The sequence below is a fragment of the Nostoc sp. GT001 genome (assembly GCF_030382115.1).
Taxonomy (GTDB): Bacteria; Cyanobacteriota; Cyanobacteriia; order Cyanobacteriales; family Nostocaceae; genus Nostoc.
This window is the reverse complement of record NZ_JAUDRJ010000001.1, coordinates 63,231-85,390: the sequence shown is the minus strand read 5'-3', so window position 1 is coordinate 85,390 and position 22,160 is coordinate 63,231. Positions and strand designations below refer to the sequence as shown.

The window sequence follows — 22,160 nt, the reverse complement described above, 5'->3', positions numbered from 1 at the left end:
TTTTGATTCCAAGAGAATAGGGAGTTTCCAATGGTAAAAACTAATGACTACGACAATCGCAATGATCAAGCGGCTAAATTGCTAGAAGAAGCAATTAAAAATTTGGGTCCCGAATTAATTGCCAATCCACAATTAGCAGAAATTCTCAATCGGAAGATTGACGATCAGCTCAATGAATACTATGCCAACCAAAACGGTAAAGGAACGCCTGCTGACGGGGGACTAGCCGACTTAATTGGATTGGGAAATGATGCACCGAATAATTTAGGTGATACCCAAATTTCTAGAGGGGTAGTTGACTACGATGATACCGTCAAGAGCGATCGCATCCTTGCATCCGCCGACCTCTACTATATCTGCATTCACGAATTTCTGGGCGTGTTCCGCGTCATGGACAAGTTGCAAGAATTATTCCGGGCGGGAACCTTGCGAATTTCTAACGGTGAGGGCGCTTACGGACTCTATCGTTTTGACAGGCGGAATATTCTCCGCTACCGACAACGCGATCGCTTTCAAGCTTACCGTCGAGTTTTCGGTTACACCAAAGTCAACCCAGGCCCCAATGCCCGTCCCAATCCCCAGTTTCACGGCTTGCTGACTCACTTTATTAGTGAGACGGCAAAATACTGGCGCGACAAACGGATTAGCGAGGTAATCCGGCAAAATGCCACCGATCCGACATTTGGTTCAATTGCGATCGTCCGGCGGTCAGGATTGGATTTACGCAACAACTTGAAAAACTCTTCCTATGGCTATATCAATGTCCTGAGAGTAGAAACTTCTCAGGCATTAGCCGAAGCCTTTAAAGTCCTAGAAGCCCCCGATGTCCGCGCCCAATTTGGTGCTGATAACGCTTGGGAACTAATTGAACTGGTGCTTTGGCAATACTTCCGCGAATCAGTCCACGCCAGCACCATGAATCGCATGGCTGTCACCGGACGAGAAATTCTGCGCTGGTTGGCTGAACCTTTCGTCCTCAAGAAGAACCGCACCGATTTTGAGGCATTACTATATCGCATTGCGGAAGCTTCGGAAGAATGGATTTCCAGCGAGGAAGGAATGCGGATCAGCCGCCCGACTCCGCCACCAAGAAATGTTTACGTCCCAGGTGCGCCGCCGAGTGGTTCAAGAAGAGATCCAGTCTTTGCTAGATCCAATGGCTTGATGCCTGCTCCCAATTTGCTGGAGTAGGGTGAGGGCAATTGTCATTGAGCTACAAGTTATTAGTCTCCAAACAGAGGCAGGCTACTAGTGACTGACAACTTTGATAGAATATTAAGGAGCAATCCGTGAACAAGCAAAGCCCTTGGTTGTTTGAGGCACCATTCACCTCGGCAACAACTCATTATATTAACCCCTACTCCCATCCTGAGATGGAGTATGAGGCAGGGACAGGATGGTTTTGGCAGGCTCTACATCAAGCTGTGACAGAGGTTAAAAGAGCGCGGCAATATTTAGGTGGTAATTCACCAGCTGCCAAGCAAGCATTAGCCATCGCAAGACAGCGTGTTACACTTGCGGGCTCGATGGTTAAGCAAATAACATCTGAGCCGAGATCGCAGCAATTCCTGGGTGCTGCCCATGTAGCAATTCAACGAGCACAGAGCTATTTGGCAGCTAATAACGCCAATATGGCAGCAGCAGAGTTAAAAACAGCATCGGTGGCGCTGAGTGCAACTATTAGAGTTTTAAGGACGAAAAAGGGTGCTAAGGTCTGGAATTAAAGCAATTGCGTCTATTTTATAACCATAGTCGTTTAGGTTATTTACTATATCAGTGTGAAGGATTTCAAATATGAAGACAAAAAGCCAGTGGCTGTTTGAAGCACCCTTTCCTTCAAAGCCAAAGCGGGAATATTATACTTATGCTGACGCGATGGCTACTCCCACCAATCCTTGGCCGAGGAGGCTTCAGCAAGCTCGTCAACAGATTGGGAGCGCAATCAAGTATTTGCACCAAAGCAACACTAGAGAGTTTCACAATGCATTAGTCACAGCAAATATGTATCTCGATGAGGCGGCAACAGGAATAAGAAATCGTATCTCCCCCTCACCTCGATTAACCGCAGTGCAAAGGAAGATATTGTCTGCTAAAGTCGCGACCGCGCAAGCTAAGACAAATGAGGCAAATAGGACGCAAGCGACACAACATTTGAAAAACGCTATCGTTCATATTCTGGCAGCACGGCATTTGATCGGACTAGATTTGATTCGATAAGTAGGCAAAATGCTTTCGTCTTTTTCAACTAATTTTGCACCTCTTGATTACAGCCAACAAACACAGCAGCGATCGCGCTGGCTCTCCCAAATAACACAACTAATTGCCTTCCCCACTATCTCCGCCCAGCCGAAGCACCGCCGAGATTTGCAAGCTTGCGCTCAATGGTTAGCACGGCACTTAGCTGAACTGGGATTGCACAATGTGCAGATTTTACCAGGAATTAAGGGCAGTATCCCTAGCGTATATGGGGACTGGTTACACGCGCCTGGAAAACCCACACTTCTACTTTACGGTCACTACGATGTCCAACCTGTTGACCCCCTTGGGGCTTGGCAAACTCCGCCTTTCCAAGCAACTATTATCGGCGAAAATCTTTATGGTCGAGGGGCTAGTGATGATAAGGGACAATTTTTTATTCACCTGAAAGCCATTGAAAGTTACTTGAGAACTACAGGCAAGTTGCCCTTAAATATCAAGGTTTGGTTAGAAGGGGAAGAAGAAATTAGCAGCCCCAACCTTTCAGCTTTTCTCAAGCGCGAAACTTCTCGATTAAAAGCGGATGCGGTGTTAGTATCGGATACAGAAATGTTAGGACGCGATCGCCCATCTATTATCTACGGTTTGCGGGGTAATCTCTCCTGTGAATTAGAAGTCACTGGACCGCGCCATGATCTCCATTCTGGACGTTACGGTGGTGCTGTCCTCAACCCCTTGCAAGGGTTAAGTGACATTATTTCTGGACTCCATGACCGCAAAGGTCGAGTCGCCATTCCCGGTTTCTATCAGCAAGTGAGAAAATTAGAACCCACGGAACGCCAAACAATTCGCTGCTGTTGCAAACGCGACCAACAAATATTAGATGACCTCGACTTGCCCGCAGGTTGGGGCGAACCAGGCTACAGTTTATACGAGCGTATGACTATCCGCCCTGCTCTAACTATTAACGGGTTAGCTGGCGGGTATACTGGGCTGGGAAGTAAAGCAGTCATTCCTAATCGCAGTCTGGCACGATTGAGTATTCGGCTAGTCCCGGATCAAGATCCCGCAGATGTTGCCCAACTCCTCCAGCGCCACATTCAAACTCTTACCCATCCTGCTATTCGTAGTCGTCTCAAAATTACAGGCGGTGCGCGTTCTGTGCTTCTGCCCAAAAACCATCCGGTGATGACAGCAGTCATTAAAGCAATAAAGCAAACTTGGGGAGTTACCCCTGTATTTACTCGTAGTGGTGGCACAATTCCCTTGGTTGAGCAACTATATCGGCGGCTGGGTGTACCGATTGTTCTCCTTGGCTTTGGATTACCTGACGACAACATCCATGCCCCCAATGAAAAGATTAGCCTGTCTAACTTTTTTCAAGGCATTGAAACAGTGATCCAATTTTTGGCGGAGTACGGAAGATGATTATTGATTGCCACTGTCATGCAGGAAAAGGCGACCTACTCATAGGGCCTTGGAATACTAACGCACCGATCGAAATCTATTTAAAACGGGCAAAAGCTGCTGGAATTGAGAAAACTGTGATTTTCTCGCCTTTCCACAGCAACTACCAACAGGCTAACGCCAATACGGCTCGCATTGCTGCCCGCTATCCAGGTCGCTTTCTCTGCTTTGCAACTATCCATCCTCAACGCGATCGCGATCGCATTTACCGATTAGTTCAACAAGCCGTTACTCAATGGGGATTTTGTGGGATCAAAGCCCACCGTATGGACGGACCAGCAACTCGCGAACTATGCGAGGCTGCCCGTACTTTTCGCCTGCCCATTCTTTATGACCCTGTAAGCGAAACAGATGTCGTTGAACTCCTGGCAAGTGAATATCCTGATGTCAACTTCATCATCCCTCACTTGGGCAGTTTTGCGGATGATTGGCGTGCCCATTTGCGCGTCATCGATCAGATAGCTCGTTTTCCTAATGTCTATACTGATACATCAGGAGTACGGCGGTTTGATTACCTCGTGCAAGCAGTCCAGCGAGGAGGAGTGCATAAGATTTTATTTGGCTCTGATGGTCCCTGGTTGCACCCTGCTCTAGAACTCCATAAAATCCACCTTTTGGGTTTGTCCTCTTGGCAAGAAGCGCTGGTACTAGGTAAAAACCTACTGCGGCTAATTGAAGGCAGAAAAACTCCATATTTAGTCAAACCTAATCATACTGTATTACACTAAGTAATACGTGACTTATACTACGTTAAGGTTGCAATTTATGTATTTTGTAATATTTTGTAATTTTGACTTCAAATTACCAAAGTGACTATCTAGCAATGATTTTAAGCTAAAAAACTTGTCAATCCTTATACGTAAATAAATATATAATTTCACTCTTTGAAACAAACAGTAGTTACCACATATTTACATCACTAATATCGCTACGCTGAAGTCAAAAGAATTGTATTCCAAGCTCTTGCGCCATTTTGAATTGTAGATTTATTTCCGCCGTACTGTACTAGCTATGTTTATTAGTTGTTAGCACAATTAAAATTATTACAACAGCCAAAAGACAGAACACAAAAGGATATAAAGCTTGTTTGATAAACAGCTTTTTCAGCTTGATATATATTTTCGCCACCCTGCAATATATTTTTAATCTCGTTTAATTTATCCGCTATAAAACATTACATACCATAATATTTTTTAACTAAGCTACGCTGATTCTAACATCATAATAATTATCAATCTCTACTTTGAATAAAAAAGGTTTTTATGATAGAACCCGCCTTGGCAAATTCTCTTCTTCAAAAACTAGACTTTGCTATCCCCATTGATATTGTTGGTGCCCTTTATTTAGACAACAAGTATTACTCAATTACTATTGTCAACAACCACATAGAAAATGAAGTAGAATCCCCACAGTTTACGCAAATAGGTCGATTTGAGCTTAATCAACAATCATATGCCATTTTAAAAAGTGAACTAACATCAACTGAAAAAGAACTAGATCCAACACATATCTTAACTGAAAGAGAACTGGAAATAGCAATTCTCGTTGCATTAGGGAAGCAAAACAAACATATTGCCAAACAACTAAAAATTAGTGAATGGACAGTTTCTGCCCACCTGCGTCGGATATTTACTAAGCTCGGTGTCGGAAGTCGTGCAGCAATGGTCTACCGCTGTTCTTTACTAATTAATCAGAACATAAATTCTGGTTCATAGAAGCAATTGATACTTAGTGGTGCAGAAAAATTTTTTGAGTTTTAAGTAGAAAAATTTTACAGTGCAGCTAAAATCATTCACTCTTGCGACTATCCCCCAGCAGCCACCCTTACCTCTGAGTTCGGGGTTGTCTTTGGTAAGGATTTGACAGACTTCGCCAATCTGGTAGGTATTGGGTACTTGGGTTCGCTCCATGATGCGCTGCACAACATCTTTGACGATTCTACCACTTAGCACTTTACCCCCGCTTGTTCCACCGCCTGCTGCCATGCTTCTGGCTGTTGTTGAGGTTCTAGCTTTGCCAGAGGTCGAACTTGTACTTCTGATGTGGGCAAAATTTGGGAACTATTAGTTCCCATTTCATCCTGGCTTTCATTTTGGGAACTATTAGTTCCCATTATTATGTTCTCAACTATCAAAGAACCAGCTATTAAATAATTCACATGGCGGTGAGTATAACTAAACCTGTCCCTGCAATATTCCTCAAAGGTTTTGTGGGTCGAACGGTACAGTCTGCGATCGCGCAATTCCGTTAATGCCTTCCCTGCCTCAAAAAATGTCCTCTCTACTTTCCTCTCCAGGAGTAGGCGATCGCGAATCTCCTGCTCAGTCAATTCAGGTACTTCAACAGCAGGAACATCAATGATTGCTGAAGCTGGATTTTCTGAAGGGGCGATGTCTGAGTTGAGCAATCCTGGATCGAGTGATGTGGCAGAGGTGGCCTTTTTACGCTTACGGGGTGGGGTGTCCATTTATCCACCTCTTCTAGCTCAAGTATGCTTAAGAGGAAAAATACTTATGATGCCTCCTTATTAGGCGTTAACCACACTACCTGAGTATTAGTTTTAGCTGATTTACCAGAACTAGGTAATTGCTCATTCTCGGCTTTTTCTACTGCTGTTGACTGAATTTCAGCAGTCGTAGGATCACCATCATCATCAAAAGTATAGTCAAACAAATCTCCCGGTGTAATGACGCGGTTATCACCTGTAGCAAGATATGCCTTTGTCAAACCGTTGCATAGACTGTTTAAAACTCTCCCACTGATCTGTTCAATCTCATCGGCATTTTTTAGTTTTGAGATAGAGGTTGGGTGAATACCCGAAAGTTCAGCAAGCTCCTTGTTGCTGATTTTTTTNTCTGCCATTAATATCCTAAGCCGCCAACGAATCATTTTTTGAGAGTCTTTTATTCTTGTCCTTACTCTCATAGTTTCCTCCACTAATGCTTTTATAGCTAGCTTGCTTTTTACTTAAAGTAATTCATTTTAATATAGCAGGGGGAATAATTAATATGCAAGCTTGACATTAATATAGCGACCTTGCTATATTAATAGTTAGCAAAAGGCGATCACCCCTCTCTCGCAAATTGGAAGCGATCGCCCTTTGACCCTTTTTACAGGAAATCTTATTATGACGCATCCAACCTACACTCAGCAAGACCTTTCCCGCTATAATCTCCCCCGTCTCAAAAGAATCGCTGCCGAACGCGGCGTAACACCCACTGGCGACAGAAGAGCGACTGATACCTGGGTAAACGCAATCATCACCCACCAATCCGCCCAAACTCACAAAGTTGCCCAATCCGAACTCAACGACTACATCGCCAACCAAGCCCAAGCCGTAGCCCCTGAAGAACTGACAACAAGAGAAATATCCTTCTACGATCACGAAATTTACTGCGGCGACGAACTGATAGCCAGCATTACCCATGATGATCACCTAACCCAACCTTGGGTAGTAGTGGTAGAAGGTGTAGAAAAATTCCGCGCTAATACTTATGCTAGATGCTATCGCTTCATTACTTGGCATCACCAGGACACTACACTCAACGAACCCGCCCAAACAGAAACCCCATGCACCTCCGAAAACCAAATTATGGCGCATATCTTCAACGAGTGCCAGAAGTACGGGTTTGAAATTCTCGATGATGGCATTTACAACAACAAGGGCGTGAAACTGGGGCAAGTCGGATGCACTAACGGGAACTGGTGGGTGAAGAGGCGTTATTCAGTCCAGCAGCAGTATTCTAACTCCGTGCTTGATGCTGTGCGGTCATTGTCGATAGTGGACGTGTCTACTGATGGTAAATCCATTTTTGATGAATATTTTTTAGATCAGCCGTTAGAACAGTTAACTGGCGATAAATTGCAACGGCTGCTGGAGAGAGCAGAGTTAGTCACAGCGTAATCTTGGGCTTCGCCTGGGAAAAGGTTAAAGGGTAAGGGGGAAAGGTAAATTTCTTCATTCCCTTCCCCTTTGCCCTTTCCCCCCTTTCCCTAATTATTTATTCACCAATCCCCAATTAAATCAATGCAACCCACGATCTCAATCCCACAACACTGGGGCTACCCTCGCTTTGCTTTGGATCAGCGTACACAACAGGGCATCATCTTAGGACTTTATTGCTACCCATCTGGTACAGAGTTGGCTGAACAATTTGATGATGGTTGGCGCTATGTGCTGATGCCTAACAAGAATTCTGATGAAATATCGTACTTGCAAGAGAATCAAATCCAACCGCTTACACCAGAAGAATTATTCCACCAAATAACCGCAGAGATTGACTTTTATCAACAGCAAATAAGCATTCTCAACCGACAGTTAACCGTATTAACCAGAGGTAAACAATGGCTAAGGAAGCAAACAACGACTTTGAGCGTAGAGCCAATCATTTGCTGCGTTTACTTCAGCTTTGCGATGGTTGTGTTCCATTGCATCGTCTTCAGTTGCAATTCTCCGATTCAGTTATTCAAACTCTGCTGGATAAAGAAATGGTGCAAGTACAGAATACTGGACGCGGTTTTTTGTTGGAGATTGCCGAGGATTTTTAGGTTATTAATCCCAGGAGAGAAAAGCATGATTGACTACGTTAATGCTCTTAAAACCAGTTGGTATATCTCCCCGCCTTGGGGTCAAACAATTCCGCCCGTTGAGGTAAATTTACTGGAGAGAGTTTACTTAAAAACTACGAGAACATTTGGTTATTGCTCTGGTGTGCAATGGGAATATGAATGTTGGCTTTATACAATCATTTGTGGTGATGAAATTGTTCACGCTACAGAACATCAGATCATTGGGACTGGTCAATTAGAAGCTCTCACGGTGCAAAAACCTGCTTTCGTTTTAGGTCAGAAAGTAATTCTTTGTTCTTATGGGAATGACACAAAACAACGGCTGATTTTAGGAGTTGTACTTGTGGATAAGTTTTGGTTTTACCTTGTCGAATTGGTATCGCCAACATTGGCTGAAACACCAACCATACTTAATCGATTTTCGTTGGTTGGTGAAAAAAGTTTGGTGCGCGTGAATGCCTGAATTAATTAACTATTTTGTTCAATAAACAGGTAATAAACTATGTTGACACACTCATGGCGCGACTCAGAAATTCAGCAAATGCCCCAAGATGGAGAAATAGGTAAATACAGTATCCCAAAGGGCTATGTGAATGCAACCCAGATGGCGAAAGCTAATAAGAAATTATTGGCTGATTACATCAGGTTGAAGTCTACAACTGAGTATTTGCAGGCTCTTAGCCACGATATGGGAATCCCCATATCGTCACTTGTAATCGAAATCTCTGGACGCGCTAGCTCCCAAGGCACTTGGATTCATCCAGAAATCGCCATTGATTTAGCGCGGTGGGTATCTGTAGAGTTCCGCATTTGGGCCAACAGAACCTTAATGAAAGTAATGCTCACAAGCCAAGTCGAGCCAGTACAAGAGCAAGAACCACCAAAAGCATTAGTCCCATCCCATGAAGCTGCACAGTTAGCTCTGTTGGTGGGTGAATTCGCTGGGTTAGAGAAATCCCTCACCGCTCAACTTGCAGTTAACGCTGCCACCAAAGTTAATCCCGCACTGAAGCCAGCCGCCGACGAGTTGAAGAGTGCGATCGCAATAACCAATGTTAGCGATGATGCATACCTTAAGCCTACAGATATTGGCGAGAAAGTTGGAATGAGTGCAGTAGCAGTGAATAACTGGTTGGTTCATGCTGGCTTGCAATACAGAACACTGGACAAGAAAATCCCATATCGTCCGACTGACTCAGGTAAGCAATGGGGGCGGATGGTTTCAGCAATGGCCAAAGGTTCAAATCAGACTGTCTTTCAGCTACGGTGGTTGCCAAGCATTACACAATTGTTTAATGAACGCAACTGAGGTGAAACAGTGGAAGAAATTATTGATGAAATTGGTAAAGAGATTAGCCTTGCCTACAGGTTTTATCAAGGTTATGGCTACTTCCTCTCGGCTACTGTTGCCGAATGGTTAGGTATTGAGTCTTTAGTAAATTGGCAGTACAAAACAATCTTGGATCTGCGTGCAGTCGATTTAATTAGCGATGCTGTCCACAACTTGGGAAATCAACGAGGCAGACGATACCTTTCATACTTCATGCTACATGGAACTTACTCAGGTAGACAAACAGTTTTTGGGGATGGCGTGAATGTAGCTGACATAGAAAGATTGGTCGTTATGATTGACCTGCAAAAAGCAATTGCACCTCAATTTATAAAAGACTTTGAGATTACGTAACCATGAATAACTGCCCCAAGTGCAAAAGTAAAGAAATTTATAGAGAAGCTCTTGATGATTTAGTCGTTTATTGCGATTGCTGTCATCACTCTTGGGAAGATAAACAACCAAAAAGACCGATTCTTGAAACTAGCGTTTACATGAGCCGAGGAGCAATGAAGGGTAAACATAATGTAACAGTTTGGTACTGTCCTACTGACCCAGAACGTTATTCTTTTTCTCTAATTTACGGTTCTGGAGTTTGTATGTTTAATGAGTTTTCGGAAGACCGCTATTTGAGTGGCAGTTATACCACCCCAGAAGAAGCATTAGAAGCAGGTATTGCAGAAGTGAAAGGTAATGAATAAGTTCTCAAACTCAAAGCCTACATAATTGCCAAAGAAATAGAGATAGTCAATCAAATTAGTTGGAAATCAGCGATTATTTAACACATCTCACAGAAAAAGTATGGAACTTGGATTGTTTGAAAGAGATGCACTTATTGAGAGATTAGCGAAAAGATTCTTGGCAATTCAAGGATATATAGTACCTGAATCTTATCGAATGCAATCAGAGAAAAACCACCCCAGAAGTAAAGTTGCTGTTGCAATGGCTCTGGCTGCTATTAAAGAGTTGGAATTGATTTTATCTGAACGTGAAAAGGATGAAGAAGATGAATAAACAAGAGTGGCTAACTCTTGGAAAAACACTATTTGGACAAGACAAGATGCAATGGATTTTTTTGTGTCCATGTTGCGGTCACATTGCTTCTGTCCAAGATTATAAAAAAGCTGGCGCTCCATCTTCTGCCGTAGGATTTTCTTGTGTAGGACGCTGGATGTCAGTTCATAAAGAAGCCTTCGATGACAAAGATAAGCGCAAGATTCCTTGTAATTACGCTGGCGGCGGATTAATTAACCTTAATCCCGTTGATGTTGATGGAATTAAAGTTTTTGAATTTGGGGTTTGAGGCAGGAGATATGGAAGTCGTAGTCACAGTAGTTGAAAAAGTTGCATCTGTTGCCCATATTAATATCCCCGATAGCCTATCAGTTGATGGAATCAGGCAACACATTGTTGGCTACTACAACAGTGGAGAAATGCAAGCAGATTTGAATATTTACCAAGTAGATTTTGAATCTATTAGCGCTCACATTGATTCAAAAACCAATATTACTTGGCATCAAGGAGATACTTCTTGTGCAACCCGTCCCTATTACTTTTGCAAACTTGGAAGATTTACTTTGACTCTGTTAACTGATACAGAGCAAAACTTAACTCGTACAGAAGTTTACTTTGGGCATCACAAGCAACTTATTTATACGTCAGAAAAAGAGATATCCATTGATTTGGCAACAGTCGAACTCCAAAATTTCTTAAGCGGATTAGCTGTTGAACTTCAGACTTTAAGCCACATTGAATTTCCAAAACAAGTTTGAAAATAACAGGAGTTAAACATGAGACTAACAACATTAGAAGGTCAATACCAGTGCATCGTGATTGACCCTCCCTGGTTCTATCGGCTGAGAAATCAGGATAAAACTCACCGAAACCGCATTAACTATAAGCCAATGCACATAGAAGAAATACTGTCATTGCCTGTTCCAGACTTAAGCGATCGCACGGGGTCAATTCTTTGGCTTTGGTTCACCAACAATCACATGATTGAAGCGGCTCAATGCTTGCAAACATGGGGATTTGAACTCAAGACTATTTTGACTTGGGAAAAAGTCACCAAAGACAGCACTAAAACACATCTAGGTGTTGGTCATTGGTTGCGGAATTCGACTGAACATTGCGCTTTGGGTGTTCGTGGGAATGTGAAAGCTTTTGCTGGACGGACACTTACAAACCAGTCAAGCATTTTACACTCACCCCGCCGTGAGCATTCCCGTAAGCCCGAAAATTTCTATCAACTCGTAGACAAACTGTGTCCAGACATAACAAAGCTGGAGATGTTCGCACGTTCGTCTAGAATTGGCTGGGATTGTTGGGGTGATGAGGCTCTGAAGTTTGATCAGCCTGTTGAGGAACGTGATGGAGATACTTCGTTAAGTGCTTAATTAGAGCTAATTTAAGCACTTAAAGCGTACTGAACCTAGAAAACTAAATATTAAATTCTTCAATGCTAATTTTCTGGCAGATTGTCAATTGTAGAGGACTGGTATATTTGACGCAATTCATCGACTGTAGTTGCTGTTTTTATCCCATTTCTCACTGCTCTTAATAGTTCAACGTCTTCCAACGATGAAATTTCTGGCACTAGGTTTAATGCTTCAGGGCTAAACTTGAGTTCCAAGCCTAATTTTATTGCTTCTACCAATTCTTCCATTCGGGCAATTCGCTCAAATGATGTCACGTACTGCATACGTTGTTCTGCCTCTAATTGTTCTACTTCCCGTTGAAATTCTCGCTCTAAATCTAATGGTAGCGTCAACATCCAGTCAATAAAAGCCAAAAGGTTAACAACAGCCTCGCGTTCAAACCCTTGCTCATACAACCGACGCACTAAATTCAGTTTTGATTGTTTCCTTTGCGACCTATTACTGCGGGTTTGCACTGCTGCCAAGTGAGCCATTACCACCGTAGCAAAGGGGTTACGACTGGCTTCTAGCTCCGACAACCAATGCTTATAGTCTAGCAGCTTGATTACAGGAAACTGAAAATCAACTGTACAGCCAAACAATTCATAACCAAATTGATTTGGTCGCCAGTCGATGTTGTCATCTCCCAGTACCGCACATGATGCAACAGAGCGATTATAACGGTCAAAAATCCGATAGTTGTAGACAAACATACGTTTCGGGAAATCGCTTTCTTCCTGGCTTTGGACTTCGATATGGATCAATAGCCAAGATTCTTCACCCCCGATACGGTAAATTTTCACCAATTTATCGATCAGTCGCTTTCCTAATTCCGCATCACGGACTACTTGCTGTAGCTCCTGATCTAGAAACTCAAAACCACGACTCCAATCAATTTCACTGTGTGCTTGGGGAAAAAAGAACAACATGAAGTCTTGAAAATACAACTGTAGTATTTGCTTCCAAGGAGAATCGTATTCAGTAAGAGGTGTTTTATTAGCCATTTTCAAATGTATTGTCTAACTTCAAATTGCAGAGGTGTTTATGCCAACAAACATAGAATGGACAGACTTAACAGATAATATCATCCGTGCCAAAGAAGGCGGTTGGTGGTGTCAAAAAATCTCAGAGGGATGTAAAAATTGCTATAGCGAAAAGCTGAATCAAAACTCTTTCTTTGGCGGAAACAAGCAACCCTACTCTGGACAATCACCAGAGCTAGTGTTAGATACAGAAGCTATTCGGAAATGGGGATTCCAAAGGAAACCTAAGAAGCATTTCGTTTCTTCAATGACGGATGTTTTCGGTGAATGGGTTCCGCGTTTTTGGCAACACGAAATGCTGGACGGCATGTTCGTTGCACCTAACCAGATATTCCAGATTCTTACCAAACGCCCAGAAATTATGCTGTCATCTATGGATGAATGGCTTTATTGTCATGGACTAGACAATTTACCTTTAAATATTTGGTCAGGAACTTCGATTGAGAATCGCCGCACTTTAGAAGAACGTAGTCAATTTCTTGCTCAAATTCCGGCTTTAATTCGGTTCTGGTCAGTTGAACCATTGTTAGAAGATTTGGGCGATATCACTCACTACTTGAATGATGTTCAGTTAGTCATTATTGGTGGTGAGTCTGACCCAGATTCCAGACCATGCCACATCGAATGGCTCGAATCAATTGTCCAACAATGTCACGCAGCTAAAACACCTGTGTTTGTGAAGCAGTTGGGGGCGAATGCAATATTTCGGGGACAGCGATTCAAAACCCGTGACAAAAAAGGGGGAGACATTGAAGAGTTTCCCGAACATCTGCAATTGCGAGAATTGCCTTTGTCTATCTGTAAATAAAGCAAAACCCTTGCACTACAGGCAGGGGAAGAATAAACTCACAATTTTTGAGGAATAGAGAATATAACCATGATTCTAGCAGAAAACATGATGAAAGGAGGTCTAGAAAGATGAATTGGCTCTCTGACCAAAACAGTTTTCTAGCCTGGGAATCGCGTTCTAGGGACACGATAGAAGTCAAACGTTGTTATGTAGACGTGGCTGGCGGTGACTTAATCGCTGGAATTTTACTTAGTCAGATCATTTACTGGCATTTACCGGATCATGAAGGGCAATCCCGACTCAGAATTGAACGTGAGGGGTACAAGTGGCTGGCTAAAAAGCGTGATGATTGGTGGAAAGAGTGCAGAATTACACCCAAGCAATTTGATACAGCTATCAAGTTATTAGAGTCCAAAAATCTAATTGTGACTGCGCTTTACAAATTTGCTAATAGTCCAACTAAACATATCCGAATCGACTGGGAGAATTTTCTTGAACTACTAAATCTTGTAGTTCAAACTCCATCATTAGCTCCTGAACATATCAAAACACAAGTAGCTTCTGGTTCTGACGAAAAAGTGAATTTCCGAAAAGGTGAAAATGGAATTGCCGAAAAGGTGAAAATGGAATTTCCGAAAAGGTTAAATTCCAATTGCCGAAAAGGTGAAAATGATCTAATAGATACAGAGATTACTTCAAAGATTACTTCAGAGATTACACACAATGCGCCCCTGGCTTCGCCACCCGCGCCCCCCACCCATGAAAGTGTGTGTGAAAAAGAAGAACTTGATTTAACAACCGAAGAAATTGAACTTGAAGAACCAACTCTAGAAAAACCAAGTCTAGAAGAACCAACCCTACAACAACCCACTTCGTTGTCAAAAAATTCCGAGTCTTTGCAACAAACCGATAACACCTCAAGAGGATCAACTATTGCGGGGGGTTCGTTCGAGAAATCCGAACAATCGAATAAGCTGCAACTAACCTGTCCCTACAAGACAGCCCAAAACGTGAAAGAACTGATCGATGCCTGGCTAACAGACCCGACTGCGATGAGTGATGATTGTGTGCCCCTGCTTGTTAGAGACTCAATCAAGTGGAATCGCTGGGTTTTACCTTGGCGCAATGGAGAGCGAAAGCTAAATAACTTGTACCAGAACTTCAACCCGATAGTCGTTGATTTTCTGGCTGCTGAATTAGCCACTAAGTCGAAACGCTCGGCACGACAGGAAATAGATCATGCGATCGCAGTAATGAACACTTGGGAGAAAACCAAGGGGGGATGGACGAATTTGAATCAGCGCTATCAGCAAGCTCAGAGTGCCGAAACTCAACGCCTTACCCAACAAAAAGCCATACAAACGGCTCATGCTGCCCCTAATGAGTTGAGGGCAGTACTACCCGAAATTAGACAAGCGCGGAGATTTACCAAAACAGAATTCAGGAGTAAGGAGTCAGCATTCAGAATTGAAGCTTGTGCAGCTGCGGGATGAATCACCGCTTAGACCAAGCCATTTCCATCCTCGAAATAATTTTTGCTGCTTGTTCATTGTGGCTCCTGAATTCTGGCTTCTGACTTCTGAATTCTGATTCGATTTTCAAAAATAGATAGCAGGAGAAAAAGTGATGTTTTCACCGGATTTTGCCCCAGATAACGTAGTTTCAATGCCTAACCGCTTACCGCCCCAGGCGATTGAAGCTGAAGAAGTAGTACTCGGTGGCATTTTGTTTGACCCCGAAGCGATCGCTCGTGTAATTAAGATTTTGCAACCAGAAGATTTTTACGTTGGTTCGCATAAGGACATCTACCGAGCCGCATTGCGATTGCACCAGTCTCAGCAACCAACGGATTTATTGTTTGTCACCAGTTGGCTGGAATCTCATGGACTGTTGCATAATGTTGGCGGAAGAAATAAACTTGCATCCTTGCTTAACTCTTGCGTGTCAGCAGTTAACATCGATGCCTTAGCAGAATTAATTCGAGAAAAAGCGCAATTGAGGGCGGTGATCCAAACGGCTTTACAAATGGCACGCTACGCGATGGATGCTCCTTTGACTGAAACTACTGCCACTTCAGTCATCGAAATGGGACAACAAAAACTTTTAGAGTTGCGCCAATTAACTATGCCTTGTCAAATGAAGCTAATGGCTGACATCATCCCTGACGTTTATGCCGAGATTGAATTGGCTAATAACGGTGAAGATGCGATTGAGGTGAATGTCCCAACTGGATTTTATGATTTGGATTCGGTAATTGGCGGGATGCCCTTCGGTTCTTTGACCGTTGTTGGAGGTCGTGGCGGCATCGGCAAGTCTACCTGGGCATTAGATATTGGTATTCGGGCTGCTGCTAGCGGCTTAACAACCGCTTATTTTGCTTTAGAGATGTCTGCCTCACAAATGGTCAAAAAGACTCTCTCAAGGCTGGCAGCCCCTCATGTTCCTGCTGACTTGCTTTTTAAACGCAATGCACTCCGGGAATCTCACTGGAATCCTTTGGCTCAAGCTTGTGCTGACGCAATGGCGCTACCATTTTGGTTAAATGACAACCCTGTAATCACCACCTCACAAATCAAGGGTGATTTGCAAGATATACAAGCTCGTTGCGGTTCAGTCAGTTTGGTGATTGTGGACTATGTGCAGTTGATTGAACCAATGCGCCGTGAACGTGGCGAAAACCGCGTGCAAGAAATCGACTCAATCTTGAAACAACTCAGGGCGATCGCTAAACAATTCAATTGCGCTGTCTTGGGTTTAGCGCAGTTAAAAAGAGAAGTTGATTCACGTTCCGAAAAGCGTCCAACCAAAGCAGACTTTCGAGAATCAGGAGGATTTGAACAAGAAGCTGCCGTCATGTTGGGTTTGTACCGGGAAGATTACTACGACAAACAGACTACCCAAAAAGGCATTTTTGAAGTTTCAGTTTTGAAAAGTCGGTTTAGTAGTGAGACGACTGTCAACCTTTTGTTTGATGAACGATTTGGACAGTTTAAGAATTTGGCTAAATCTCAATATTAAATACAACAGGAGTTAACTTGAGCCTTGTAAATGTTCATGCAAGCAGCACTCCAGCAATGGAATCAGCCAAAAGATATAACAATTAAAAAAGTACTATTGGTTTAGTCTAAATCCAGAAGGAGGAGAAGATTATGATGAAGATGAATTTCCTGACCATTGACAAAGTAAACAAAATCATTGAGCTTGCTAAGAACTAAATCTTCATTGAAATAAGGATGAGATAAATTGAGTTACGATAATACTGCCAAGTATTTAGCTGAATTGTATCCAGCCGAGTTTGCCAAGTGGTTGCTACCAGATAAAACTACAGAAGTTACAGTACTTAAAACTGAACTTTCAATAGATCCAATCCGTGCAGATTATGTCACATTTTTGCAAACAAGTAGCCGGATTTTGCACATTGAGTTTCAAACTCTCCCCAAATCTAATCCGCCAATTCCTTTGCGGGTATTAGACTATTATGTGAGATTGAAACGGCAATATAACATACCAGTAACCCAAGTCGTGATCTTCTTGCAACAAAGTAGTGACCCTATTGCATTTACTGAAGAATACACAGATGAGTTCACAAGTCACCGTTATCAAGTTATACGGTTATGGGAACAAGATTCAGCTTTGTTTCTGAATAATCCAGCGTTACTGCCTCTTGCACCTTTAACTCGAACTGATTCACCTGCCGCTTTATTATCCCAAGTAGCTCAAAATATCGCTAGAATTTCAGATAGGGATGAAAGACAGAATATTGCTGGATGTACAGAGATATTTGCAGGTTTAAGGTTTGAAAAAGATTTAATTCGTCAATTTTTACGGGAGGATATTATGCAGGAATCTGTTATTTATCAGGATATTTTGCAGAAAGGAAAGCAACAAGAAGCATTTCAGTTTTTAAATCGTTTGTTAAATCGCCGTTTTGGAGAAGTTAATTCTCTACTAATCGAGCGAATTCGAGTTTTACCTATTGAAGAATTAGAGGCACTAGGCGAAGCCCTTTTAGATTTCTCATCAGTTAACGATTTAGTAAATTGGTTAGACCAATTAGGATAAAGTAAAAATTAGATAGGGAGTCGGATTAAAATATCCACTCCTTATTTCTAATGTCTCTTCATACAAGCATAAGACTTAAAACCTATCCGTCATTTTATCACTATCATAATACCCCAACTAATAAATAGTTGCGTTGAAATAAATTGCTGCTGACGGATTAGAACAGGAATTTTACAATCGTTTTCTACGCAAGGCAGCCAACTGAGAATGATTGAAATTTACCAACAACTTTTACAACAATGGGCGGCTCTCGCCCCTGATGAATGCGCTATTACTGACCGGGATTATAGATTCAAGATTAAGATACTACCCAAAGTCGAAAAATGTTCTTTCGATAACCCCTGGCGTTCGGTTACTTCCAAAAACCTTACTTGGCGACTTCATGTAGCTGAAGATGTAATTCTCAGACAGTTGAATTTTGTTCTTCTAACAGTTTTACATCGCTGTTCTAACCGTCAGTCCAATATTCATTTCACTTTCATAGAGCTTGGAACTATTGCCACAATCTGCAACGGGCTGCGTTCACAGTCACATCCACATCCAGCGATCGCGGCATTAGACGCATACATTCAATTGCTGGAGTTTTAAAACAGATGAAAGCGCTATCCGTCCGTCAGCCTTGGGCATGAGCAATTATTTATGCTCTGAAGGATATTGAAAACCGAGGCTGGTCCATTCATTATCGCGGCGACATTCTGATTCACGCAGCCAAGACTTGTACCAAAAAAGAATACTTTGAGGCGAAAGAATTTTGTCAAAGCATGGGGGTAGTAATCCCAGAATTAATCTCTCTCCGTCGCGGTCAAGTTATTGGCATTGTCACAATAGTTGACTGCCAATTTTCACAAGTTGCGTCTGGCTGGGGAATGCCTGGGCAATATCACTGGAAGCTGGAGAATCCACGCGAGATTACACCGATTCCTTACATTGGGCGATTGGGGATATTTGAAGTACCCGATGATTTGGTCATGGAGGTGGCTGCATGACTAAATCAGTAATAGCTGAGTTGTCTGCAATACCCGAAAAATTCTTAGAGAAAGCGGTCAAAACCTCACAGGGGGAATCAGTCGGTTGTCTTTATCAGTACCTCGAAACTAAAAAGCTACTTGATGGGAAGACTGTTTCTTATCCCCGTGTGATTGGTGAACGTGACCCGAATAATCCCTTTCATTGGCGATGGGCATTCAATTGGAAAGAGAAGATAAACGGGGCATGGAAAGGCAAAAGTATAGGTTCAATTCCCCCTGGCGCTGTTCCAATGATTCGGACACTGCAACAAGAGAGGGCAACGCGAGAGAATATCATCGCCTTTATCAAAAAAGCGAAAACCAAAAACAATACCTCTGCCAAATTACGAGGGTTCAACGCCCGTAGAAACGGGATGAATGCGTCCTAAAGAAGTAAGCTTGGCAAAAATCTGGTTTAATAAAATAGGCTCAGGGATTTCGGGAAGCATTTTTAACATTTCACGGATATATCGAAAACCACGATAGTGAGCTTTAAGATCAATAATGCCGGAGTCAGGATTAAGGAGACGGAAATCAGATAGAAGATGATGGGATAAGTTGACCATAAAGAATGCTAGATTAACAGCATTAGTTACAGCAGTTTGACTTAAATTCATAAAATCTTCTAATCCCCAAAACTGCTTCGCATCACGAAAGTTAAACTCGATTTGAAAGCGCAGTTTATAGTAATCAATTATCTTTTCGTATGACAACTTTAGGTCACTAGAAAATAGGATTACATGACTATGAGCATTAGTTTTAAGATTGGTTTTGACCAAAATAACTATATTCAGTGCTTGGGCAAATTCCTTGTGAAGGAGAGTGCATTGATAAATATCAGTTTTGATATCGTCTTCAATGGTACTTTTACATAAATATTTATCAGGTATGTTACAGTAGTCAATCTTATCACCGTATTTACGACGAGAGCGACTATTGGAGTCAGGATGTTGATAGGGTATATACAATGCGGAATCATGGCGCAACTTGGAAATTATGTGCAAGTTAACTTGCCGAACCATTTGCAAGGCATTATTGTTTCCAAAATGACCGTCTAAGACTAAGTAAGTTAGGGGGATAAAGTTAGCTATTAACTTGACCAACTCATTAATCATCTTCTTAATTCTTAGTAATTCAGATGTGAGAATTACTTCTGTTTTGTTTTTATTTTTACTACCTTTTGGTCGTCCACGTCCACGTTTTTCTTTGGGTTTGATTTCTGTTGTTGGCGATACACTACTTTTTTCTACATCGCTCTTGATTACCTGTTCTATTTTAATCGGAAATGAGTGTCTTCGCTTAACACTTACTAATGATAATGTAAAAAAAGATAGCCCTAATATAGGTTTGCTGACGAGGCTAGAAAAAAATCTATCCAGCCCATAAGTTTGTTTCCCTGATTTACTGATTACAACTTCATCTCCTGCCAGCAAATACACCTCATTTGCACGGAACAAATGCTTACGGAAAAATACCCAAAACAACGTTGCCCAAGGTATTACTGTCTGAAAGAATCTTAATATTGTCCGATAACTACCACCAGTGCCTGCCCAACGAGACATTCCCAACATTGTGACTCTCCCGCTCATCGCTAACATCGCCAGGATTATCTGGTTCATTCGGCGCATCGTCGTCGCGTTGATCTGCGGTAGCAGGCATTGTAACAGTGATAGGATGTCTGGCATGGGTGGTTTGTAGTTTTTGAGTTGTCGTTGTGAGAGACAATAACTCTACTACAAAGCGCCCTACCTCTTTATGCTCTTATTTTGGCTAAGGTATTGCAAAAAAACATTACCAAAATTAGATGTCTGCAAAAATTTTGATAATACAAAAATAAAACCAGTTCTGCCAGATGATGCCCCGATCGCTGTAGTACTTTTCGCAGGCGGCGGCGGAATAGAAGCTGGGATGGTTCAAGCTGGTATTCGCCCAGTCATTGCAGTAGAGTTTGACCCAAGTAAACCAGAACTGAGTCGGGCGATCGCCAAAACTCATCACCGCAATTTCAGGGAATATGGCTGTAGAATAATCCAGCTAACAGTGCAAGAAGTAGCGCAGTCAGGATTTCTAGGTTTTCCCCGCCGCCCCGACTACCTTCACGCCTCCCCGGTGTGTGCCAACTTCAGCCAAGCCCACACAGCTAAAGCGGGTAAAGGTGGGGAAACTAACGATGATCTGACGGCTGCGATCGCTGTAGCAGAAGCCATCCGACAGTTACAGCCACGGGTGTTTACGCTGGAGAATGTTCCACACTATCAGAACAGTCAGAGTTTCAGTATCATTCTGTCAGATTTGGAACTTGAGGGGTACTCATTCGATTACAGCGTGGTCAACATGGCTGACTTTGGGCTACCCCAGGCGCGGCGGCGGTTAGTTCTGGTTGCAAGTAGGGGTTTTCATGTTGCCCTACCTTCGAGCGCTACACCTTGTGGTTGGTACGAGGCGATCGCCCATCTCATCCCCACGATGGCTGATTCACACCTGTTGCCCAAACAGCAACAAGCTTTGGAGAAATTTTTAGCCGGAAACGTGCCAACACCATTGCTAATACAAAGAGTTGGGGGACGTTCACAGTCCAAGTATAAACCTGGGCATTTACCTTGCAACACTATCTTGCGCTCCCATTTCACGGATCACAAGGGCTGCAACCGAAGTAAGTTCGCTGATATTTGGTTGCCTGATGGTACGGTCAAGTCTTTGTCAATTCAAGGTGCAGCCATTTTGCAAGGTTTTCCGTCTTGGTATGAGTTCCCGCCTGAGACTGCTACGGCGGGGTCAATCATCGGCTATTCGGTACCTCCCAGCTTTGCAACTCAATTATTCGCATCCGTACAAAGTATTTTGAAAGCTGCAATTGTATGACTAACCTTGTCCAAAACTTAGAACAATGCTGGTACATCACCCAATACGGTTCGGTTAAAGGGGAAAGGGAAAGGGGGAAAAACTTTNNNCCCNNNCCTTTAACCTTTTCCCCAAAGGTAATTCTGAGTTCAAAATGCTTATCCGAACCGTATTGGTACATCACCCTCCTAAAAACTGGCAAGGCAAACACCTTCCTCTGTTCTCGTCTTAACCGCCTTGATGGTTAATAGAACGTTCGCACTATTTGCATTGTGCTTTCACGGGGGCAGTCGCCCGTTCATTCGTTGGCTCACTGTACGCATTGAGGAAACCCGAAACACCGACCACATTTAGCTTGATAGCAGTGGTTGGTTTGCTAAATGCCACTCTACTTGAATTACCTATCTGGAGGGTCGATGCATACAAAAAATAGAACTA

Annotated in this window: 27 protein-coding genes and 1 pseudogene; 24 read left to right on the top strand and 4 right to left on the bottom strand. The window is 42.7% G+C overall.

The window, feature by feature from the left end; translation table 11 throughout:
- Nucleotides 1–30 precede the first annotated feature (30 nt).
- The 6 genes from QUD05_RS00455 to QUD05_RS00430 all read left to right on the top strand — a co-directional run bounded on the left by QUD05_RS00455 (nt 31) and on the right by QUD05_RS00430 (nt 5,378).
- Nucleotides 31–1,191, top strand: a complete 1,161-nt coding sequence (locus QUD05_RS00455; RefSeq protein WP_289794469.1) for a hypothetical protein — start codon at nt 31–33, stop codon at nt 1,189–1,191.
- Nucleotides 1,192–1,289: 98 nt separating this feature from the next.
- Nucleotides 1,290–1,724 (top strand): hypothetical protein, encoded by a 435-nt coding sequence (locus QUD05_RS00450; protein WP_289794468.1) that lies wholly within the window; start codon nt 1,290–1,292, stop codon nt 1,722–1,724.
- A gap of 70 nt (nt 1,725–1,794) precedes the next feature.
- On the top strand, nt 1,795–2,217 hold the full coding sequence (locus QUD05_RS00445; RefSeq protein ID WP_289794467.1) for a hypothetical protein: 423 nt from the start codon (nt 1,795–1,797) through the stop codon (nt 2,215–2,217).
- A gap of 9 nt (nt 2,218–2,226) precedes the next feature.
- Nucleotides 2,227–3,624 carry a dipeptidase gene (locus QUD05_RS00440; protein ID WP_289794466.1) on the top strand — a complete coding sequence of 466 codons (1,398 nt, stop codon included), beginning with the start codon at nt 2,227–2,229 and terminating at the stop codon, nt 3,622–3,624.
- Nucleotides 3,621–4,391, top strand: a complete 771-nt coding sequence (locus QUD05_RS00435; RefSeq protein ID WP_289794465.1) for an amidohydrolase family protein — start codon at nt 3,621–3,623, stop codon at nt 4,389–4,391. Before QUD05_RS00440 ends, QUD05_RS00435 begins: the two co-directional genes overlap by 4 nt.
- Before the next feature lie 549 nt (nt 4,392–4,940).
- On the top strand, nt 4,941–5,378 hold the full coding sequence (locus QUD05_RS00430) for a LuxR C-terminal-related transcriptional regulator (RefSeq protein ID WP_289794464.1): 438 nt from the start codon (nt 4,941–4,943) through the stop codon (nt 5,376–5,378).
- Nucleotides 5,379–5,432: 54 nt separating this feature from the next.
- Here QUD05_RS00430 and QUD05_RS00420 read toward each other — a convergent pair.
- A pseudogene (locus QUD05_RS00420) lies at nt 5,433–6,130 on the bottom strand (hypothetical protein); the annotation flags it as partial.
- A 44-nt stretch (nt 6,131–6,174) separates the two neighbouring features.
- Complete coding sequence (locus tag QUD05_RS00415) at nt 6,175–6,552, bottom strand: helix-turn-helix domain-containing protein (protein ID WP_289794553.1); 378 nt, start codon at nt 6,550–6,552, stop codon at nt 6,175–6,177.
- 238 nt (nt 6,553–6,790) lie between these two features.
- Here QUD05_RS00415 and QUD05_RS00410 point away from each other — a divergent pair, with 238 nt between their 5' ends.
- From QUD05_RS00410 to QUD05_RS00365, 10 genes are all read left to right on the top strand, one after another.
- On the top strand, nt 6,791–7,567 hold the full coding sequence (locus QUD05_RS00410; RefSeq protein WP_289794461.1) for a hypothetical protein: 777 nt from the start codon (nt 6,791–6,793) through the stop codon (nt 7,565–7,567).
- A gap of 440 nt (nt 7,568–8,007) precedes the next feature.
- A complete protein-coding gene (locus QUD05_RS00405; protein WP_289794460.1) occupies nt 8,008–8,211 on the top strand; it encodes a hypothetical protein in 204 nt (67 codons plus the stop codon).
- Between the two features lie 25 nt (nt 8,212–8,236).
- On the top strand, nt 8,237–8,695 hold the full coding sequence (locus QUD05_RS00400) for a DUF1392 domain-containing protein (protein WP_289794459.1): 459 nt from the start codon (nt 8,237–8,239) through the stop codon (nt 8,693–8,695).
- A gap of 39 nt (nt 8,696–8,734) precedes the next feature.
- A complete protein-coding gene (locus QUD05_RS00395; protein WP_289794458.1) occupies nt 8,735–9,541 on the top strand; it encodes a KilA-N domain-containing protein in 807 nt (268 codons plus the stop codon).
- Nucleotides 9,542–9,550: 9 nt separating this feature from the next.
- Nucleotides 9,551–9,916 (top strand): hypothetical protein, encoded by a 366-nt coding sequence (locus tag QUD05_RS00390; RefSeq protein WP_289794457.1) that lies wholly within the window; start codon nt 9,551–9,553, stop codon nt 9,914–9,916.
- A 2-nt stretch (nt 9,917–9,918) separates the two neighbouring features.
- Nucleotides 9,919–10,263: a hypothetical protein gene (locus QUD05_RS00385; RefSeq protein WP_289794456.1), complete on the top strand. Its 345-nt coding sequence runs from the start codon at nt 9,919–9,921 to the stop codon at nt 10,261–10,263.
- A 100-nt stretch (nt 10,264–10,363) separates the two neighbouring features.
- Entirely contained in the window at nt 10,364–10,576 is a 213-nt protein-coding gene (locus tag QUD05_RS00380) for a hypothetical protein (RefSeq protein ID WP_289794455.1), read from the top strand.
- Nucleotides 10,569–10,865 (top strand): VVA0879 family protein, encoded by a 297-nt coding sequence (locus QUD05_RS00375; RefSeq protein ID WP_289794454.1) that lies wholly within the window; start codon nt 10,569–10,571, stop codon nt 10,863–10,865. Before QUD05_RS00380 ends, QUD05_RS00375 begins: the two co-directional genes overlap by 8 nt.
- Nucleotides 10,834–11,334, top strand: coding sequence for a hypothetical protein (locus QUD05_RS00370; protein ID WP_289794453.1), 501 nt, complete (start codon nt 10,834–10,836; stop codon nt 11,332–11,334). The genes QUD05_RS00375 and QUD05_RS00370 overlap by 32 nt, the downstream gene beginning before the upstream one ends.
- A gap of 18 nt (nt 11,335–11,352) precedes the next feature.
- Complete coding sequence (locus QUD05_RS00365; RefSeq protein ID WP_289794452.1) at nt 11,353–11,958, top strand: MT-A70 family methyltransferase; 606 nt, start codon at nt 11,353–11,355, stop codon at nt 11,956–11,958.
- Nucleotides 11,959–12,023: 65 nt separating this feature from the next.
- Here the strand turns inward: QUD05_RS00365 and QUD05_RS00360 are convergent, their stop codons facing one another.
- Nucleotides 12,024–12,983 carry an RpnC/YadD family protein gene (locus QUD05_RS00360; RefSeq protein WP_289794451.1) on the bottom strand — a complete coding sequence of 320 codons (960 nt, stop codon included), beginning with the start codon at nt 12,981–12,983 and terminating at the stop codon, nt 12,024–12,026.
- A gap of 40 nt (nt 12,984–13,023) precedes the next feature.
- On the opposite strand from QUD05_RS00360, the gene QUD05_RS00355 reads away from it, so the two are divergent.
- The 7 genes from QUD05_RS00355 (at nt 13,024) to QUD05_RS00325 (ending at nt 19,270) form a co-directional block, all read left to right on the top strand.
- Nucleotides 13,024–13,830 (top strand): DUF5131 family protein, encoded by an 807-nt coding sequence (locus QUD05_RS00355; RefSeq protein ID WP_289794450.1) that lies wholly within the window; start codon nt 13,024–13,026, stop codon nt 13,828–13,830.
- 110 nt (nt 13,831–13,940) lie between these two features.
- The gene (locus QUD05_RS00350; protein WP_289794449.1) at nt 13,941–15,305 is read left to right on the top strand and encodes a hypothetical protein; all 1,365 of its coding nucleotides are present in this window, start codon (nt 13,941–13,943) and stop codon (nt 15,303–15,305) included.
- 133 nt (nt 15,306–15,438) lie between these two features.
- Entirely contained in the window at nt 15,439–16,830 is a 1,392-nt protein-coding gene (locus tag QUD05_RS00345) for a replicative DNA helicase (RefSeq protein WP_289794552.1), read from the top strand.
- A gap of 225 nt (nt 16,831–17,055) precedes the next feature.
- Nucleotides 17,056–17,874: a DUF4351 domain-containing protein gene (locus QUD05_RS00340; RefSeq protein WP_289794448.1), complete on the top strand. Its 819-nt coding sequence runs from the start codon at nt 17,056–17,058 to the stop codon at nt 17,872–17,874.
- A gap of 207 nt (nt 17,875–18,081) precedes the next feature.
- Nucleotides 18,082–18,462 (top strand): hypothetical protein, encoded by a 381-nt coding sequence (locus QUD05_RS00335; protein ID WP_289794447.1) that lies wholly within the window; start codon nt 18,082–18,084, stop codon nt 18,460–18,462.
- A gap of 44 nt (nt 18,463–18,506) precedes the next feature.
- On the top strand, nt 18,507–18,860 hold the full coding sequence (locus QUD05_RS34265; RefSeq protein WP_502911371.1) for an ASCH domain-containing protein: 354 nt from the start codon (nt 18,507–18,509) through the stop codon (nt 18,858–18,860).
- Nucleotides 18,857–19,270: a hypothetical protein gene (locus tag QUD05_RS00325; RefSeq protein WP_289794446.1), complete on the top strand. Its 414-nt coding sequence runs from the start codon at nt 18,857–18,859 to the stop codon at nt 19,268–19,270. Before QUD05_RS34265 ends, QUD05_RS00325 begins: the two co-directional genes overlap by 4 nt.
- Here QUD05_RS00325 and QUD05_RS00320 read toward each other — a convergent pair.
- Nucleotides 19,226–20,566 carry a transposase gene (locus QUD05_RS00320; RefSeq protein ID WP_289794445.1) on the bottom strand — a complete coding sequence of 447 codons (1,341 nt, stop codon included), beginning with the start codon at nt 20,564–20,566 and terminating at the stop codon, nt 19,226–19,228. The two genes, QUD05_RS00325 and QUD05_RS00320, sit on opposite strands and share 45 nt — an antisense overlap.
- Nucleotides 20,567–20,636: 70 nt before the next feature.
- On the opposite strand from QUD05_RS00320, the gene QUD05_RS00315 reads away from it, so the two are divergent.
- Nucleotides 20,637–21,743 carry a DNA cytosine methyltransferase gene (locus tag QUD05_RS00315; protein ID WP_289794444.1) on the top strand — a complete coding sequence of 369 codons (1,107 nt, stop codon included), beginning with the start codon at nt 20,637–20,639 and terminating at the stop codon, nt 21,741–21,743.
- Nucleotides 21,744–22,160 lie beyond the last annotated feature (417 nt).

Coding starts and splice junctions, on each gene's coding strand:
- QUD05_RS00455 (WP_289794469.1), top strand. CDS start 31: ATGGTAAAAACTAATGACTACGACAATCGCAATGATCAAGCGGCTAAA.
- QUD05_RS00445 (WP_289794467.1), top strand. CDS start 1,795: ATGAAGACAAAAAGCCAGTGGCTGTTTGAAGCACCCTTTCCTTCAAAG.
- QUD05_RS00440 (WP_289794466.1), top strand. CDS start 2,227: ATGCTTTCGTCTTTTTCAACTAATTTTGCACCTCTTGATTACAGCCAA.
- QUD05_RS00435 (WP_289794465.1), top strand. CDS start 3,621: ATGATTATTGATTGCCACTGTCATGCAGGAAAAGGCGACCTACTCATA.
- QUD05_RS00410 (WP_289794461.1), top strand. CDS start 6,791: ATGACGCATCCAACCTACACTCAGCAAGACCTTTCCCGCTATAATCTC.
- QUD05_RS00405 (WP_289794460.1), top strand. CDS start 8,008: ATGGCTAAGGAAGCAAACAACGACTTTGAGCGTAGAGCCAATCATTTG.
- QUD05_RS00400 (WP_289794459.1), top strand. CDS start 8,237: ATGATTGACTACGTTAATGCTCTTAAAACCAGTTGGTATATCTCCCCG.
- QUD05_RS00395 (WP_289794458.1), top strand. CDS start 8,735: ATGTTGACACACTCATGGCGCGACTCAGAAATTCAGCAAATGCCCCAA.
- QUD05_RS00385 (WP_289794456.1), top strand. CDS start 9,919: ATGAATAACTGCCCCAAGTGCAAAAGTAAAGAAATTTATAGAGAAGCT.
- QUD05_RS00380 (WP_289794455.1), top strand. CDS start 10,364: ATGGAACTTGGATTGTTTGAAAGAGATGCACTTATTGAGAGATTAGCG.
- QUD05_RS00375 (WP_289794454.1), top strand. CDS start 10,569: ATGAATAAACAAGAGTGGCTAACTCTTGGAAAAACACTATTTGGACAA.
- QUD05_RS00370 (WP_289794453.1), top strand. CDS start 10,834: ATGGAATTAAAGTTTTTGAATTTGGGGTTTGAGGCAGGAGATATGGAA.
- QUD05_RS00365 (WP_289794452.1), top strand. CDS start 11,353: ATGAGACTAACAACATTAGAAGGTCAATACCAGTGCATCGTGATTGAC.
- QUD05_RS00360 (WP_289794451.1), bottom strand. CDS start 12,983: ATGGCTAATAAAACACCTCTTACTGAATACGATTCTCCTTGGAAGCAA.
- QUD05_RS00355 (WP_289794450.1), top strand. CDS start 13,024: ATGCCAACAAACATAGAATGGACAGACTTAACAGATAATATCATCCGT.
- QUD05_RS00350 (WP_289794449.1), top strand. CDS start 13,941: ATGAATTGGCTCTCTGACCAAAACAGTTTTCTAGCCTGGGAATCGCGT.
- QUD05_RS00345 (WP_289794552.1), top strand. CDS start 15,439: ATGTTTTCACCGGATTTTGCCCCAGATAACGTAGTTTCAATGCCTAAC.
- QUD05_RS00335 (WP_289794447.1), top strand. CDS start 18,082: ATGATTGAAATTTACCAACAACTTTTACAACAATGGGCGGCTCTCGCC.
- QUD05_RS00325 (WP_289794446.1), top strand. CDS start 18,857: ATGACTAAATCAGTAATAGCTGAGTTGTCTGCAATACCCGAAAAATTC.
- QUD05_RS00320 (WP_289794445.1), bottom strand. CDS start 20,566: ATGCCAGACATCCTATCACTGTTACAATGCCTGCTACCGCAGATCAAC.
- QUD05_RS00315 (WP_289794444.1), top strand. CDS start 20,637: ATGCTCTTATTTTGGCTAAGGTATTGCAAAAAAACATTACCAAAATTA.